The organism is Sphingomonas sp. HMP9, assembly GCF_013374115.1.
Classification (GTDB): domain Bacteria; phylum Pseudomonadota; class Alphaproteobacteria; order Sphingomonadales; family Sphingomonadaceae; genus Sphingomonas.
Genome location: NZ_AP022673.1, coordinates 1,998,884 through 2,016,120, shown reverse-complemented (window position 1 = coordinate 2,016,120; position 17,237 = coordinate 1,998,884). Strand labels below are relative to the sequence as shown.

Sequence of the window (17,237 nt, the reverse complement as noted above, 5' to 3'; positions counted from 1 at the left end):
GTGAACTCCGCGATGGCATATGAACTGATGGGTTTTGCTGGAAAATCTGGAAGTAGCGCTACTGCGCTTGGTTCGGTCCGGCAATTTGGTTTGGTCGAGGGAATCGGTGAGAAGACAAAAATCACTGATTTGGCACTCTCAATATTTGAGCCCTCGTCTAGCTTCGAACGTAGTAGGGCGATAAAAGAGGCGTCCGTTCGTCCAGAGATCTTCCGCGCTTTACGAGATCGGTTCAACGGACGAATTCCAGGTGCGGACGAACCTATCCGCGCTTTTCTAATAAGAGATATGGGATTTTCTAAGGGTGGCGCTGATGAGACAATGCGCTCTTTGCGTGAGACTGAGCAATATGTGCTTGCTGAACACGTAGAAGTTATTCCCGAGCGAGAAAATGCAACGGAGCCTGTTCAGGAAAATGTCAGTACAGCGCCCAGCGCCTTACTAAGTTCTGAGAATTATTCCGAATTTCCAGCGGAACGAGTTGCCGAGACCGTTAGGGTAGCGCTCGCGAAAGATTGTTATGCCGAATTACGTTTTTATGGCGAGTTAACCGAGCGCGCCGTTGGAAACCTAATTCGTTACATCGAATTAATGAAAGAGGTTTGGACAGAAAACTAACAACCATCATGGGCAAAGCCCACGATGATTGTTCGTGTTCACAGCGCAGTCCGCCGTCGGTAGCGGGATTCGGCGTTTACTGAAACTCGTTCGATCCGATTACTCCGCCGCGACCGAATCGCTGAACATGTCGCGAACCTCGCTCAGATCCACATTCGCAATCGGACCCTTCTTCGCGGTCTGGCGCTTGTCGAACGAGTCCCAGACGTCGTTCCACTGGCCCTTGGTGGCGGCCTTCGAATATTCGGTGGCGCGCTGTTCGAAGAAGTTGGCGTGCTCGACGCCGTTGAGCATCGGCGCGAGCCAGGGCAGCGGGTGCTCGTCGATCATGTAGATCGGCTTGAGGCCGAGCTGGGTCATGCGCCAGTCGGCGATGAAGCGGATGTACTTCTTGATCTCCTTGGGGGTCATGCCGTTGACCGGGCCCATCTCGAAGGCGAGATCGATGAAATTGTCCTCGAGGCGGATCGTCGTCTGGCAGACGTCGGCGATGTCGTCCTTGACCGCCTTGGTCAGGCACTGGCGCTCCTGACAGAAGGTGTGGAACATCTTGATGATGCCCTCGCAGTGCAGGCTCTCGTCGCGGATCGACCACGTGACGATCTGGCCCATGCCCTTCATCTTGTTGAAGCGCGGGAAGTTCATCAGCATCGCAAACGATGCGAACAGCTGGACGCCTTCGGTGAAGCCGCCGAACATCGCGAGCGTGCGCGCGATGTCCTCGTCATTGTCGACGGTGAACTGCTGCATGTAATCATGCTTTTCCTTCATCTCGGCATATTCGAGGAAGGCGCCATATTCGCTCTCGGGCATGCCGATGGTGTCGAGCAGATGGCTGTAGGCGGCGATGTGGACCGTCTCCATGTTGCTGAACGAGGTCAGCATCATCTTGATCTCGGTCGGCTTGAACACGCGGCCGTATTTCTCGTGGTAGCAATCCTGCACCTCGACATCGGCCTGCGTGAAGAAGCGGAAGATCTGCGTGAGCAGGTTGCGCTCGTGGTCGCTCAATTTCTGCGCCCAGTCGCGGCAATCCTCGCCCAAGGGCACTTCCTCGGGGAGCCAGTGGAGCTGCTGCTGGCGCTTCCAGAACTCGAACGCCCAGGGGTATTCGAACGGCTTGTACTGCTTGGAGGCGTGAAGGAGGGACATGGGGTAAGCCTTTCGGGAAATCTGTCGTAAATTCGGGAAACTGGTGGAGTTATCGGTGCGTCATATCTGCGTGCTCCATTGCCACATCGCGGCGGCGGACATGGCGAGGACGATCGCGCCCGAGGCGAGCATGATGCCGATCATCCTGAACGCATAAGTCTGCGGTTCGGTGATCGTCGGCGAGCGCAGCCGCAAAAGAAGGGCCGTGCCGACGATTCCGAGCACGGCCGCGACCGCGAACATGATAGCTGAACCATACGTCATGCGACCAACTCGCGCGGCGCGCGTTCAGCACCCGTATTCATCACAGGAGAACGACCATGGTCGATGCAACCCAGATCCAGGAACATGCCGAAGTCATCGGTGCGGACGGCGTCCATGTCGGCACCGTCGACAAGGTCGAAGGCAACCGCATCAAGCTGACCAAGAAGGACTCGGGCGCCCAGGTCAACGAGGGCACGGGCAGCCATGAAGGGCATCATCACTTCATCTCGCTCGGGCTGGTTGCGGATATCGAGGACGGCAAGGTCCGCCTTTCGGCCAACGCCGACGTGGCGGTGACGTTCGAAGAAGAGGCCTGACACGCTGGCGGTACGCTTACCGCGTACCGCCGAGCCCGCCCGAACCCCGGTCCGCACCATGCGGGCCGGGGTTCGTTGCGTCAGGCCGCAACGAAAGGCCTTACTGACAGGCAAGGCACTCATCGTAATCCTTCGACTCGACGTCGATCTGACGCAGGTCGATCGTGTTGTCGGCCTCGACCCCACCGGCGAACCCGGCGCGCTGCACCGACTTCGAGCGGAGGTAATAGAGCGACTTGATGCCGAGCTCCCAGGCGCGGAAGTGGAGCATCAGCAGGTCCCACTTTTCCACGTCCGCCGGGATGAACAGGTTCAGCGACTGCGCCTGGTCGATATAGGGCGTGCGATCGGCGGCGAGCTCGAGCAGCCAGCGCTGGTCGATCTCGAACGACGTCTTGTAGCAATCCTTTTCCTCGACCGAGAGGAAGTCGAGATGCTGGACCGAACCGCCCTGTTCGAGGATCGAGTTCCAGACCGCGTCGGAGTTCTTCGACTTCTCGGCGAGCATTTTTTCGAGATACGGGTTCTTGATCGAGAAGCTGCCCGAGAGCGTCTTGTGCGTGTAGATGTTCGCCGGGATCGGCTCGATGCACGCCGACGTGCCGCCGCAGATGATGCTGATCGACGCGGTGGGGGCGATCGCCATCTTGCAGCTGAACCGCTCCATCGCGCCGACATCGGCCGCATCGGGGCAGGGGCCGCGCTCGATCGCGAGCTGCATCGAGGCTTCGTTGGCCTGGCTGCTGATGTGCTTGAACATGCGCAGATTCCACGACTTCGCCATCGCGCCCTCGAACGCGAGCCCACGCGCCTGGAGGAACGAGTGGAAGCCCATCACGCCGAGGCCGACCGAACGCTCGCGGCCCGCCGAATAGGCGGCGCGTTCCATGCCGGGTTCGTGGCGGTCGATATAATCCTGCAGCACGTTGTCGAGGAAGCGCATGACGTCCTCGATCAGGCCCTTCTCGTCCTTCCACTGGTCCCAGGTTTCGAGGTTCATCGACGACAGGCAGCAGACCGCGGTCCGCTCGTTGCCGAGGTGATCCTTGCCGGTCGGCAGCGTGATCTCCGAGCACAGGTTCGAGGTCGAGACCTTGAGGCCGAGCTCGCGGTGATGCTTGGGCATCGCCTTGTTCACGTGATCGGCAAAGACGATATAGGGCTCGCCGGTCTGGAGGCGGGTCTCGACGAGCTTCTGGAACAGCGAGCGCGCGTCGACGGTCTGGCGGATCGTCTGATCCTTGGGGCTGCGCAGATGCCATTCGGCGCCGTTGCGAACCGCCTCCATGAAGTCGTCGGTGATCAGCACGCCGTGGTGCAGGTTCAGCGCCTTGCGGTTGAAATCGCCCGAGGGTTTGCGGATTTCGAGGAATTCCTCGATCTCGGGGTGCGAGACGTCGAGATACACCGCGGCCGAACCGCGGCGCAGCGAGCCCTGGCTGATGGCAAGGGTGAGCGAGTCCATGACGCGGACGAACGGGATGATGCCGCTGGTCTTGCCGTTGAGGCCGACCGGCTCGCCGATGCCGCGGACGTTACCCCAATAGGTGCCGATGCCGCCGCCGCGCGAGGCGAGCCAGACATTCTCGTTCCAGGTGTCGACGATGCCGCCAAGGCTGTCGGGGACCGAGTTGAGGTAGCAGGAGATCGGCAGGCCGCGGCCGGTGCCGCCATTCGAGAGAACGGGGGTGGCGGGCATGAACCAGAGCTTCGAGATCGCGTCGTAGAGGCGCTGTGCGTGGCCGGCGTCGTCGGCATAGGCCGACGCGACACGGACGAACAGATCCTGATAGCTCTCGCCGGGGAGCAGGTAGCGGTCCTTCAGCGTGTCCTTGCCGAATTCGGTGAGAAGCGCATCGCGGCTGTGATCGACCTCGACCGGGTAGATCTGCGCGCGCACGGAGTGGCTGTCCTGCGCCTGGCGAGGGGCCTTGGGCGTCTCGACGGCGGGGGTTTCGGTGGTCTGTTCGATCGTGTCAGTGGTCATGTCGCTATCCCGGCTGCTGTTTCTGAAATCCATCGAAACTGCTCCTAGTGTTCTGTATTCGTTCGAATCGGTCGCCTGTCGCCATGCTACCATCGGACGGCCCCGAACGGGAGAACAAAAAGTGACCATCGCGGCGGTGGAAGGCGCGCTTACGGTCAAATCGCATATGGCTATGCGAGGGTTGTTCTACCAGCGATTGGGTCCGCCCCCGAACGCAACCCCAAGAGATTGTGCCAAACCGCGAAGAGACGCAAGGGGGTGAGAGGGGTGTCCGGGGCTCGGTTCGTCGCGTTCGTCGCGGGGTTGGGCGGCGGTGAGATTCGCGACGCGTGGACTTCCGCGGGGTTCGCGATGTGCAAGGGGACGAAGCGGGAACGAAAAATTATTTACGCGGGGAAGATGGCAAATGTTGCTTTGGTTTGGGGGAGGGGGCGGTGCGGGGGCTCGGCTGCAGATAGCGGCTTCATGCCGTTTCTAGTCCCTCCGCGGAGGCGGGGGATCAGGCGCCATGCGCGTCGTCCCGCTTGATTCCTGGGCCCCCGCCTTCGCGGGGGAACGGGCTGGGAGGGTTCTCGCTCTTCCAAACGTGAGCACCTTCCCGGCGGAGGCCGGGGTGGTGGCAATCTTGGGATGGTGGCGATGTTGGCGTGGTGGCAATCTGGGATGGTGGTGATGTTGGGGTAGTGGTGATCGTAGGCGATGGTGATCGTGATCGTAGGGGGTGGCGATCGGCGTGTGCCTCACCCTTCGATGATCGTCCGGATCTGCGTCGCCAGCGCTTCCATCGCAAACGGCTTGGTGATCATCGACATGCCCGGCTCGAGGAAGCCCGACGCCGACGCCGCATTCTCGGCATAGCCGGTCATGAACAGTACGCGGAGTCCGGGACGCAGCGCCCGGCCCGCGTCGGCGACCTGACGGCCGTTGAGGCCGGGCAGGCCGATATCGGTGACGAGGAGGTCGATGCGCTCCATCGTGCGCAACCGCTCGAGCCCGGCGGGCCCGTCATGCGCCTCGACCGCCTGATAGCCGAGCTCTGCCAGCACATCGACGATCAGCGACCGGACGACCCCGTCATCCTCGACCACCAGCACGGTCTCGCCTGCGTTGGTACCATGGTCCTGGGTCAGGCCGGGCAGCGCCACATCCTGCTCCGCCTCGGCGTAATGGCGGGGGAGGTAGAGCTTGATCGTCGTGCCCTGGCCGACCTCGCTGTAGATCCGCGCATAGCCCTCCGACTGGCGCGCGAACCCGTAGATCATCGACAGGCCGAGCCCGGTACCCTGGCCGATCGGCTTGGTGGTGAAGAACGGCTCGAACGCCTTTGCGATCGTGTCGGCGGACATGCCGGTACCGGTGTCGGACACGCAGATGCAGACGTAATGGCCGGGCCGGACGTCACGCTGGCTGGCGGCGAAATGATCGTCGAGATGCGCGTTGCAGGTCTCGATCGTCAGCTTGCCCCCATGCGGCATCGCGTCGCGCGCGTTGATGACGAGGTTGAGCAGCGAATTTTCGAGCTGGTTGGGATCGCATAACGTCGTCCAGAGCCCAGCGGCGAGCACCATCTCGAGTTCGATCCGTTCGCCGGTCGTGCGACGCAGCAGGTCTTCGAGCGAGGCGACCAGCGGGTTGACCTTGACCGGGCGCGGATCGAGCGGCTGGCGACGCGAGAATGCCAGCAGGCGGTGCGTCAGCGAGGCGGCACGGTTGGCGGCGGTGGTCGCACCGGTGATGAAGCGATCGAGTTCGCTGACGCGGCCTTGCGCGACGCGACGCTGGACGATCTCCAGGCTGCCGATGATGCCTTGCAACAGGTTGTTGAAGTCATGCGCGATGCCGCCGGTGAGCTGCCCGACCGCCTCCATCTTCTGCGCCTGGCGGAGCGCCTCCTGCGCCTCGATCAGTTCCTGCGTCCGATCGCGTACGCGCTGCTCCAGATCGGCGTTGAGCGATTGCAGGTCACGTTCGAGCATCTTGCGATCGGTGACGTCCGCCCCCTCGACGAAGATGCCGACGACCGCGCCGGTTGCGTCGCGGATCGGCTGGTAGACGAAATCGACATAGCGATCGTCTACCGGTCCGCCGGGTTCGGCCTGGACCGCATAGAGCATGCCGTGCGCGGTAAAGGCGTCGCCGCTTCGGAACACGCCGTCGAGCAGGTCGAGAAATCCCTGTTCGACCGCGTCGGGCAACGCCTCGGCGACCGCGCGGCCGACCACGTCGCGGTGGCCGATCAGCTTGTCGTAGCCGGGGTTGGTCAGCTCGAACCGGTGTTCGGGGCCGCGCAACATCGCCATGAAGGTCGGCGCCTGCGCGAACATCTGGCCCATCCGCTCACGCTCGTCGCGTAGCGCACGCTCGGTCAGGACGCGCTCGGTGCTTTCGTAGGTCGAGCAGAACATGCCCGCGATCGCGCCGTTCTCGTCGCGGACCGGCGAATAGGAGAAGGTGAACCAGGTTTGCTCGTCATAGCCCTTGCGATTGGTAACGAGAGGCAGGTTTTCGAAGAACGACGCCTCGCCTGCCAGCGCCTTGTCGACGAGCGGACTGATATCCGTCCAGACATCGGCCCACACGTCCGCGAAACGCCGCCCAAGCGCCCGCGGGTGCTTGTCGTGCATGATACGCGCGTAATGGTCGTTGTAGAGGAAGCCGAGCTCGGGGCCCCAGGCGAGGCACATCGCGAATTCGGACGCGAGCATCAACGACACGATCGAGCGGAGCGACTGCGGCCAGTGCTCGATCGGGCCGAGCGGTGACGAGGACCAGTCATGCGCGCGGATCATCGCGGCCATCTCGCCGCCGCCGGTCAGGAAATCGGCCTCGGCCGTCTGTGGGGTCATCTCAAATTCCTGCCGGTCGCACACCGGGCTGACCTCTGCGTCGGTGCTGGTTCGATAGGGGGTTCAATACGGGCGTTCGATACGGGCGTTCGATACGGGGCCCCGTCGCGCGTTTCCATCGGTCCGCGGACAGGTCGACGGGTCATCGGCACAGTTCGTCGGCCAATTGGGTCAGGCTGTCGACGCGATAGTCCCAATCCTGAACGGCATCCGCATCGGGTGCGGGACGACCGCCATATTCCTGGGGCCGGTCGACATAGGCGGTCTGCAAGCCGGCAGCGCGGGCCGCGGCGAGGTCGCTATGGTGCGCGGCGACGAGGCAGAGCTCGGTCGGATCGATCGCCAGCATGCGCGCGGTGGCGAGATAGGATTCGGGGAGCGGCTTGTAGACGCGGCTGACTTCGGCGCCGAGGATCGCATCCCAGGGGAGGCTGGCGCGGCGGGCCATCTCGAGCACCAGCGCGATGTTGCCGTTGCTGAGCGTGACGATCGGGTAGCGAGACTTGAGACGGGCAAGGCCTTCGACCGAATCGGGCCAGGGGTCGAGCCGGTGCCAGGCGTGAGTCAGGTCGGTGAGCGTGGTCTCGTCCAGCGCCTCCGGCTCGATGCCGTGGTGGCGGAGCAGGTTTTCGAGCGCCTCGCGGTGGAGCGTGTCGAGGATGACGAACGGACGCCTGCCGCTGCGTACCTCTTCGAGCGCGGGCTGATAGCGGTTGCGCCAGCCGTCGGCGAACAGGTGCGGGTCGATATCGGTGCGGCCGAGGCGGGCGAGGATGGGGGCGGCCTCGCGTGCGATCCCCGAGCGCCAGTCGACCACGGTGCCGAACACGTCGAAGGCGAGGGCTTTGATCGGGGGGCGATGTACCATGTGGGAAAGACGGCGGGGGGCGGCGGTTGGTTCCCGGGATCGGGAGACTTCCGGGCGTCGTCGGTGAACGGGGTTTCTGCGCAATAGTACCACCCCGGCGGAAGCCGGGGCCCAACTGGAAAGGTCAATTTAACAGAGGACGGCGTTCGCCAATCCAGCTTTCCCAATTGGGCCCCGGCCTTCGCCGGGGTGGTGGACCTGGGAACTCTGGTTCTCCCGCGGAGGCGGGAGTCCAGGAGCCGCGGGCCGTGGCGCTGCTGGGTCCTGGTCCCCCGCCTTCGCGGGGGAACTGGGACGGCAGGGGGCGCCGCTTGCGGTGCGAGACCGATTGCCGGCTTGGTTCGCCCTAACTCATCCGGTGCGGCGAAGGCGGGCGGAATGGCCGTGGTTCAGCCGCTCCAGGTTGAACGCCTCGTGGAACTCGATGCCTGCCTTGCCGGCGCGGGCCCAGCGGATTCGGGCGGGGACCATCTGGTGTTCGACCAGTTCGATCTCCAGTTCGACGCCGTCGGGATTGCCGTCGATGCGGAGCCCGTCGAGCATCGCGCCGGAGGTCGAGATGTCGCGGATGCGGACGTCGCCGCGGACCCCGTCGATCATGATCCGGGCGGAGCGCAGCATCTTGTGACGCGTCGCGCGGCTCACCTTGAAGCCGCTCGCGGCGGCGGTGCCGTTCTCGACGCCCAATTGCCGCAACGCCTCGTCCGCGCGGACCGGGCGGCCATAGACATAGCCCTGGATATGACTGCACCCAAGGTCGCGGATCAGGTCGATCTCGTCCTGCACCTCGACCCCCTCGGCCGTCGTCTCCATGCCCAGCGTGTCGGCGAGCGTGACGATCGCCTTGATGATCGCGGCGTTGCGGTTGCCCGGCGCCGCGGCACCGCGCACGAACGACTGGTCGATCTTGATCTTGTCGAACGGTGCGTTGCGTAAATAGCCGAGCGACGAATAGCCGGTGCCGAAATCGTCGAGCGCGAGCCGCACGCCGATCCCCTTCAGCGCCCTGAACATCTGTTCGGACGAGCGCGTCTCGTCGAGGAACACGCCTTCGGTGATCTCCAGTTCGAGCCGACCCGCGGCGATCCCCGACTGCGCGAGCGCGCTGGTAACGATGGCGGGAAGCGCAGGGTTGGCGAACTGGATCGGCGAGACGTTGACCGCGACGCGGACCGAGCCCGGCCAGCGCGCAGCCTCCAGGCACGCGGTGCGCAACACCCACTCGCCGATCGCCTCGATCAGCCCGCATTCCTCGGCGACCGGAATGAAGTCGGCAGGCGAGACGAGCCCGCGCGTCGCGTGGTTCCAGCGAATCAGCGCTTCGTAGCCGACGATCTGCGTCGATTTCGTGCTGACGATCGGCTGGTAGCAGAGGTGGAACGCGCCGTCCGAGATCGCTGCGCGCAGATCGTCCTCGAGGAGTTTGCGCGTGCGCGCGCCGGTCAGCATGTCGTCCGAATAGAAGCGGTGGACGCCGCGGCCGTCGGCCTTGGCGGCGTACAGCGCGAGATCGGCGTTGCGGACGAGTGTCTCGGCATCGTCGCCATCGTCGGGGGCGATCGCGATGCCGATCGAACAGCCGATCGTGACCGACGTCCCGCTGAGGAAATAGGGTTCGGACAGCGAGGCGATCACTTCGCGCGACAGCGCCGCGAGCGTCTCGCGGTTGTCGATGCCGGGCAGCACGACCTGGAACTCGTCGCCGCCGAGCCGCCCGACCAGCCCCGCATCGGCGATCCCGCGCTGGAGCCGTTGCGCGACCTGTTTCAGCAGCGTGTCGCCGGCCTGATGGCCGAGCGTGTCGTTGACCGCCTTGAACCGGTCGAGATCCATCAGGAACAACGACGTCGCGCGGTAGGGCCCGGTGTTCTGCGCGAGCGTCTTGTCGAGCGACGACCGCATCCGCTGGCGGTTCGCAAGCCCGGTGAGCCCGTCGAACAGCGCCAGCCGCGTGATCTCCGCCTCCGACCTGCGCTGTTCGGTCAGGTCGCGGCCCGAACCGATGAACCCCTGGAAGCGCCCGAGATCGTCGACCACCGGTCGGCCCGAGATCGACCACCAGCGGTCGCAGTCGGGCGACGTCGCGGCGCACACCGAATAGTCGGAGAACGACGTGCGCGAGGCGATGTGGAAGGCGAGCGTCCGCTCGGTGCCGGCGGCGTCATTGTCCATGCGGAACAGGTCGGTGATCGAGTGCCCGACCGGGTCGCCGGCAAGGCCGAGTTCGTCGGAGACCTTGGCGGACAGATAGGTCAGGCGGCCCTGGCGGTCGGCTTCCCAGAACCAGCCGGTACCCTGACCCTCGAATTCGGCGACCATGCGGATCGCAAGGCGGCCTTCGCTCGCGTCCTCGGCGCGGTCGAGTTCCTGGGCGACGTCGATCCGCGCGAGGCGGTGCGCGACGAGTCCGAGGCCGCCGAGGAACAGCACCGCGACGGCCAGCGGCACGCCGATCCCGGCGCATATAGCGAGCATCACGACGATCCCGGCGCCGAGGCCGAGCGTCGCGGCGCGGACCGCATGGACGCCGACCGCGGTGACCGCGAGCATCCCGAGGACCGCGACGCAGGAGGCGACCTGTAGCGACCCGGACGGGGCGCGTGCGACGGTCCACAGAAGCGACAGCGACACCGCGGCGACTCCCGCGACGCCTGCGGTGAGCGCGCGGTTGCGCTGATAGGCGGGCCGCTCGCGCAATCCGGGCAGGCGCACCAGGCCGAACAGGCCTGCGGACAGGATGGCCAGGATCGCCGCGTGGATGGCGATCGACGGGACGAGGGTGGCGAGGCCGGCAGCGGGCGGCGCGATCAGCGCAAGCGCGATCAGGAGGCCGCAGGCGACCGCCTGCGTAGCGACGGCGATCGGCCAGGTCTCGGCGACTTGCGCGAGCTTGCGATCGAGCAGCTCGGCGACCTGTTCGCGCGCATCGTCGCGCAGCCCGAACACGGCGGGGGCTGGCGATCGATCGCGCGCGCGGCGATCCGCGACGGGGAGGGGGGCGTACATCCAGTCATTCTGACTGGAATTAGTTGCTGATCCGGTAAGATAGGCGGAACGAAAAACTCCTATTATTCAGTGTGTTAGTCGGTTTCCACCCGTGGTGCGCCGCTCATCGTCACCGGTTGGGGACCGCCAGCGGCGGCTTCGAGCGTCGAATCGCCGCCCAGCACCCGGTACAGCGTCACGCGGTTGCTCGCTCCGACGAGTTGCGTCGCGACGAGGTTGCGTTGCGCCGTGTAGAGCGAGCGTTGTGCGTCGAGCGAGGAGAGGAACGTGTCGATCCCCCCGCGATAGCGCGCGTCGGACAGGCGATAGGTGTCGAGCGCCGCCGCCGAGAAGTTCTGGTTCGCCGTCAGCTGGTCGGCGATCGTGCCCTGGCGGGCCAGTGCGTCGGCGGTTTCCTGGAATGCGGTCTGGATCGTCTTTTCGTAGGTGGCGAGCGCGGCGTCGCGTTGCGCCTTCGAATAGGCGACCCCGGCGATCCCTGCGCCGGCGCGGAAGATCGGATAGCTGACCGATGGCGCGACCGAATAATTGAACGCGCCGCCGCTGAACAGCGAGGTGAGCGAGGTGCTGGCAAATCCGAGGATGCCGGTCAGCGATATTCTCGGGAACAGTTCCGCGCGCGCCGCACCGATCTCCGCGTTGGTGGCGCGGAGTTGATATTCGGACTCGACCACGTCCGGGCGGCGAAGGAGAATGCTGCTGTCGAGCCCGGCGGGGAGAGTCGCGACGGTCGGGAATGCCTGTTCGATCGAGGCGGGCAACAGGCTGGCGTCGACCGGCGCGCCGACGAGCAGTTGCAGCGCGTTGACGTCCTGCGCGAGCGCGGTGCGTTGCTGCGCGAGGTCGCTTTGCGCGGTGAACAGGATCTGTTGCGCCTGGCGAAGATCGGTGCGCGGGGCGACGCCGCCGCGCAGCCGCGCGTTGGTCAGCGTGACGCTGCGTTGCGAACTGGCAACGGTGTCCTGCGCGATCTTGAGCAGGCTCTGGTCCGACGCATAGGTGAGCCACGCGTCGGCGATGTCGCCGACGAGCGTCAGGCGAGTCGCGCGTGCGGCCGCCTCGGTCGCGAAATAACGATCGAGTGCGGCGCTGGTGAGCGAGCGGATGCGGCCGAACAGGTCGAGTTCGAACGCGGTAGTGCCGAGGTCGACCGAGAAGGCGCTGTTCGAGCTCGACGAACTGACGACCGATCCGGTGCCGCCCGTGCCTGTGCCAGTGCCGCCCGTACCCGTGCCGGTGCCTGTGCCTGTGCCAGTATTGCCGGTACCCGTTCCGGTCCCGCTATTGCCGCCCGTTCCCGTGCCGCTGGTGACGGTGTTGCGCGTGCCGTTGCCGCCGCCCGAATAGCTGTAGCGGCCGCTCGCATCGACCTGCGGCAACAGGTCGCCGCGCTGGATCCGGTATTGCGCGCGGGTCGCGGCGATGTTGGCGGCGGCGACGCGCAGATCGCGGTTGTTCGCGAGCGCCTGGACGATGATCTGCTGGAGCCGCGGGTCGCGGAACACGTCGCGGTAGGTGATCGCGGGCAGCGCCGCCTCGGACTGTCGCAGATACGCGTCGCCGACCGGGAGCGACGGCGGTACCGGGAGTTCGGTGCGCGCATATTTGGGCGCGAGCGAGCAGCCGGCGAGCGCGGTCGAGGCGGCGAGGATCAGGACTAACGAGCGCATCATGCGGGCTCCGGCCGGTGAGGGCCCTGTGGTTCGGGCGGACCCAGCGGGGGCTTGTTATCGCCGCCGTGCCCATCGTCATCGCCGCCATGGAAGCCGGTCGGGCGCCCACGCAGCTTGGCGATGCCGTCGCGCGCGCCGCGGCGGACGAGGACGAAGAACAGCGGGATGTAGAAGATCGCGAGGATCGTCGCGGTCAGCATGCCGCCGACGACAGCGGTGCCGATCGCGATACGGCTGTTCGCGCCCGCGCCGGTCGACAGCGCCAGCGGGAGCACGCCGAGGATGAACGCGAACGACGTCATCAGGATCGGGCGAAGTCGGATCTTGGCGGCGGACATCGCCGCCTCGATGACGCGCTTGCCCTTGCGCTCCTCCTGCTCGGCGAACTCGATCATCAGGATCGCGTTCTTGGCGGCCAGCCCCATCGTCGTCAGCAGGCCGATCTGGAGGTACACGTCGTTGATGAGCCCGCGCAGCGTCACCGCGAGGATCGCGCCGACGAGGCCGAGCGGAATCACGAGCAGCACCGCGATCGGGATCGTCCAGCTCTCGTACAGCGCGGCGAGACACAGGAACACAACGAGCAGCGACAGCCCGTAGAGGATCGGCGCCTGCCCCGAGGACAGGCGTTCCTGATAGGACAGGCCGGACCATGCGACCGAGGTGCCGGGGATCTGCCCGGCAAGCTCGGCGATTCGGTTCATCGCGTCGCCCGAGCTGACGCCGGGCGCGCCCGAACCCTGGATTTCGTACGAGGCGATACCGTTGAAGCGCGACAGCGTGGTCGGCGCCTGACCCCAGCTGGTCGTCGCGAACGACGAGAACGGCGCCATCTGCCCGTTCGATCCGCGGACGAACCACTGGCTGAGGTCCGACGGCTGCGCGCGGAACTGGGCATCGCCCTGGACATAGACTCGCTTGACGCGGCCGCGGTCGATGAAGTCGTTGACGTACTGGCCACCCCAGGCGGTCGACAGCGTCGAGTTCACGTTCGCCTGAGTCAGGCCGAGCGTCGACAGCTTCTGCTGGTTCGCATTGACGCGCAGCGTGGCGACGTCGGGGAGTTCGGTCAGGCGGATCGCGGTCAGCGACGAATCGGCGCGGGCGAGCGCGAGCAGCTTGTCGCGCGCGGCATTGAACTCGATCTGAGAGAGGCCGCCGGCGTTCTGCAACTCCATCGTGAAGCCGTTCGACGAACCCAGACCACGCACCGCAGGCGGCACGAGCGAATAGACCTGCGCGTCACGGAAACCGGCAAACGCCTTAGACGCGCGCCCGGTGATCGCTTCGGCGGTGCTTTCCTTGCCCTCGCGCACGTCCCACGGCGCGAACGAGACGAAGCCCTGGCCGGTATTCTGCCCGCTCGCGCCGCCACCGCCGCCACCGCTGACAGTGAACATCGTGCGGACATTGGCCTTCTCGCTGGTGAAGTAATAATTCTCGATCTGCTTCTGCAGCGCGAAGGTGCGGCCTTGCGTGGCGCCAGCGGGAAGCTGGAACTGGACGATGCCCGAACCCTGATCCTCGGTCGGCAGGAAGCCCGTCGGCAGCCGCAGGAACAGCACCGCCAGCAGCGCGACGACGGCGGCGTAGATCAACAGGAACAGCCACTTTCGGTCGATCACCGACTGCACCGTGTTGGTGTATTTCTGCGTGCCCTTCTCGAACCCGCTGTTGAACTTGTCGCCCGCGCGCGTGAAGAAATGCGCGATCTTGGGGAATTTGCGTTCGCCCCAGCTCTTTTCGGCGTTGCCGTCGGCGTCCTTCTTCTTCTGCTTGAGCAACGTCGCGGTCAGCGCGGGGCTCAGGATCAGCGCGACGAGCACTGACAGCACCATCGCCGAGACCATCGTCAGCGAGAACTGGCGGTAGATCACGCCGGTCGACCCGCCGAAGAACGCCATCGGCAGGAACACCGCCGACAGCACCAGCGCGATCGCGACCAACGCGACGGTGATCTCGTTCATCGATTCGATCGTCGCCTCCCGAGGCGTCATCTCGGGATTTTCCTCCATCAGGCGCTCGACATTCTCGACCACGACGATCGCGTCGTCGACCAGCAGGCCGATCGCGAGCACGAGCCCGAACAGCGTCAGCGTGTTGATCGAGAAGCCGGCGAGATAGAAGATGCCGAACGTGCCGAGCAGCACGACGGGGACCGCGATCGTCGGGATCAGCGTCGCGCGCCAGCTTTGGAGGAACACGAACATGACGATCACGACGAGGATGACCGCCTCGATCAGCGTCTTGACGACCTCGTCGATCGACAGCTTGATGAAGTCGGTCGTGTCGTTGGCGTAGGCGAACTTCAGGCCGGGCGGGAAGCTCTTGGCGGATTTCTCGACGAACGCCTTGACCAGTTCGGCGGTCTTGAGCGCGTCGGCGCCGGGTGCGAGGAGCACGGCGATACCGGCGCCGGGATGCGCGTTGACACGGCTGCGCGCGTTGTAGTTCTCGGCGCCCAGCTCGATCCGGGCGACGTCGCGCAGCTTGACCACGGCGCTGTCGTTGGTGGTCTTCAGGATGATGTTGGCGAACTGCTCGGGCGTCTGGAGGCGCGACTGCGCGGTGACGGTCGCGTTCAGCATCTGCGTGTCGGGCTGCGGCTGGCCGCCGAGTTCGCCGGCGGCGACCTCGGTGTTCTGCGCCTGGATCGCGGTCGTCACGTCGCTTGGGATCAGCTGATAGCTGGCAAGCTTGTTCGGGTTCAGCCAGATCCGCATCGCGTATTGCGCGCCGAACACGTTGCTGTCGCCGATGCCCGGAATACGGCCGAGCGGGTCCTGCAGGTTCGAGACGAGATAGTCCGAGACGTCCTGGTTGGTCAGCTTGTCGGTCTCGTCATAGACGCCGACGATCAGCAAATTGTCCGGGTTCGATTTCCGCACGACGAGACCCTGCTGCTGCACCTGTTGCGGCAGGCGGGACAGCGTCTGCTGGACCTGGTTCTGGACCTGGACCTGCGCGATGTCGGGATCGGTGCCCTTCTCGAACGTGACCGTGATCGTCACCGACCCGCGCGACGACGAGGACGAGCTGAAATAGATCAGCCCGTCGATACCCGTCAGCGATTGCTCGACGACCTGCGTGACGCTGTTCTGGATGGTCTGCGCGTTGGCACCCGGGAAGGTCGCGCGGACGGTCACCTGCGGCGGCGCGACGTCGGGATATTGCGCGATCGGCAGGCTCATGATCGCGCCGATGCCGCCGAGCATCACGATGATCGCGAGCACCCAGGCGAAGATCGGGCGATCGATGAAGACACGGGAGAGCATGAGGGGTTAGCCGGCCTTTTTCTGGCTGGCCTGATCGCCGCCTGAGGAGTCGCCCTTGGGCGCTTCGATCTTCTGCGCGGTGTTCTCGGGGACCGGCTTCACGCTCTGGTTCGGCGCGATCTTCGACAGCCCTTGCGTCACGATCCGGTCGCCGGGGTTGAGCCCCTGCGTCACGACCCAGAACGCCCCCTGCGTGCGGTCCGCCTTGATCTTCTTCTGCACCGCCTTGTTGTTCGCATCGACGACATAGACCGTCGCATTGCCCTTGGCATCGCGCGACACGCCCGCCTGCGGCACGAGGAACGCGCGCTGGTTGATCGATTGCGCGAATTTGGCCTGGACGAACATGCCGGGCAGCAGCAGCCCCTGCGGATTGGGGAAGCGCGCGCGCAGCGTCACGGTGCCGGTCTCGGTATTGACCAAGGCCTCGGCGAACTCGACCGAGCCGGTCGCGCCGTACTCGCTGCCGTCCTCGAGCGTCAGGCGGACTTCGGCGCGGGTCGCGACGATGCCGTTCTGGCCAAGCGAGCGACGGAGCGCGAGCAGGTCGCCGGATGATTGCTGGATATCAACGAACATCGGATCGAGCCGCTGGATCTGCGCGAGCGGATCGGTCTGCGTGGCGGAGACCAGCGCGCCGACGGTGAACAGCGAGCGGCCGATGCGCCCGGTGATCGGCGCGGGGACGGTCGTGAACTTCAGGTTGATCCGCGCGGTCTCGAGCGCGGCGCGGGTCTGCGCGACCGAGGCGGTGGCCTGGCGCGAGGTGGCGACCGCGTTGGTGTAGTCCTGCTTGCTGATCGCCTCCATCTCGGCGAGCGGCTTGTAGCGATCCGCGAGCTGCTTCTGCGCCTGCTGGTTGGCCTGCGCGCTTTGCACGTTTGCCTGCGCCTCGTTGGCGGCGGCGCGGTAGAGGCGGGGGTCGATCTCGTAGAGCGGCTGGCCCTTCTTCACGAGCGTGCCCTCGGTGAAGAAGCGGCGGCGGATGATGCCGGTCACCTGGGGGCGGACGTCCGAGCTTTCGAACGCCGTTGTGCGCCCGCTGAGCTCGGTGGTCATCGCGACGCTGGTCGGCTGGACGACGACATAGCCGACGGTCGGCGTGCCCTGGCCGGGTTGACCGGCCTTGCCCTTGCCTTGTGCCTTGTCGCCGCCGCCGCCGGAGCAGGCCGCGAGCGCCAGTGCGGGCACCATCAGGACGGCGCACCGCCGCGCAGAAAATCGTGTGGCT

Annotated in this window: 11 protein-coding genes and 1 pseudogene; 2 read left to right on the top strand and 10 right to left on the bottom strand. The window is 65.4% G+C overall.

What is annotated here, in order from left to right:
* Positions 1-618 (top strand): hypothetical protein, encoded by a 618-nt coding sequence (locus HMP09_RS08880; RefSeq protein ID WP_176500055.1) that lies wholly within the window; start codon positions 1-3, stop codon positions 616-618.
* A gap of 99 nt (positions 619-717) precedes the next feature.
* Here the strand turns inward: HMP09_RS08880 and HMP09_RS08875 are convergent, their stop codons facing one another.
* Positions 718-1,770 (bottom strand): ribonucleotide-diphosphate reductase subunit beta, encoded by a 1,053-nt coding sequence (locus HMP09_RS08875; RefSeq protein WP_056484648.1) that lies wholly within the window; start codon positions 1,768-1,770, stop codon positions 718-720.
* Positions 1,771-1,830: 60 nt separating this feature from the next.
* Positions 1,831-2,013 carry a hypothetical protein gene (locus HMP09_RS08870; RefSeq protein ID WP_232090155.1) on the bottom strand — a complete coding sequence of 61 codons (183 nt, stop codon included), beginning with the start codon at positions 2,011-2,013 and terminating at the stop codon, positions 1,831-1,833.
* Between the two features lie 77 nt (positions 2,014-2,090).
* Here HMP09_RS08870 and HMP09_RS08865 point away from each other — a divergent pair, with 77 nt between their 5' ends.
* Complete coding sequence (locus tag HMP09_RS08865; protein ID WP_055881432.1) at positions 2,091-2,351, top strand: DUF2171 domain-containing protein; 261 nt, start codon at positions 2,091-2,093, stop codon at positions 2,349-2,351.
* Positions 2,352-2,451: 100 nt separating this feature from the next.
* Here HMP09_RS08865 and HMP09_RS08860 read toward each other — a convergent pair whose 3' ends face one another.
* From HMP09_RS08860 to HMP09_RS08830, 8 genes and pseudogenes are all read right to left on the bottom strand, one after another.
* Positions 2,452-4,338 carry a ribonucleoside-diphosphate reductase subunit alpha gene (locus tag HMP09_RS08860; RefSeq protein ID WP_443026410.1) on the bottom strand — a complete coding sequence of 629 codons (1,887 nt, stop codon included), beginning with the start codon at positions 4,336-4,338 and terminating at the stop codon, positions 2,452-2,454.
* Between the two features lie 740 nt (positions 4,339-5,078).
* Positions 5,079-6,632, bottom strand: a complete 1,554-nt coding sequence (locus HMP09_RS08855; protein WP_443026466.1) for an ATP-binding protein — start codon at positions 6,630-6,632, stop codon at positions 5,079-5,081.
* A gap of 135 nt (positions 6,633-6,767) precedes the next feature.
* A pseudogene (locus HMP09_RS18665) lies at positions 6,768-6,962 on the bottom strand (hypothetical protein); the annotation flags it as partial.
* 364 nt (positions 6,963-7,326) lie between these two features.
* The gene (locus HMP09_RS08850) at positions 7,327-8,052 is read right to left on the bottom strand and encodes a haloacid dehalogenase type II (protein ID WP_176500052.1); all 726 of its coding nucleotides are present in this window, start codon (positions 8,050-8,052) and stop codon (positions 7,327-7,329) included.
* Between the two features lie 351 nt (positions 8,053-8,403).
* Positions 8,404-11,058, bottom strand: coding sequence for an EAL domain-containing protein (locus tag HMP09_RS08845; protein ID WP_176500051.1), 2,655 nt, complete (start codon positions 11,056-11,058; stop codon positions 8,404-8,406).
* Positions 11,059-11,132: 74 nt separating this feature from the next.
* Positions 11,133-12,731: an efflux transporter outer membrane subunit gene (locus tag HMP09_RS08840; protein WP_176500050.1), complete on the bottom strand. Its 1,599-nt coding sequence runs from the start codon at positions 12,729-12,731 to the stop codon at positions 11,133-11,135.
* Positions 12,728-16,006, bottom strand: coding sequence for a multidrug efflux RND transporter permease subunit (locus HMP09_RS08835; RefSeq protein WP_176500049.1), 3,279 nt, complete (start codon positions 16,004-16,006; stop codon positions 12,728-12,730). Before HMP09_RS08835 ends, HMP09_RS08840 begins: the two co-directional genes overlap by 4 nt.
* Before the next feature lie 6 nt (positions 16,007-16,012).
* Positions 16,013-17,200, bottom strand: a complete 1,188-nt coding sequence (locus HMP09_RS08830; RefSeq protein WP_176500048.1) for an efflux RND transporter periplasmic adaptor subunit — start codon at positions 17,198-17,200, stop codon at positions 16,013-16,015.
* Between the last annotated feature and the right edge of the window lie 37 nt (positions 17,201-17,237).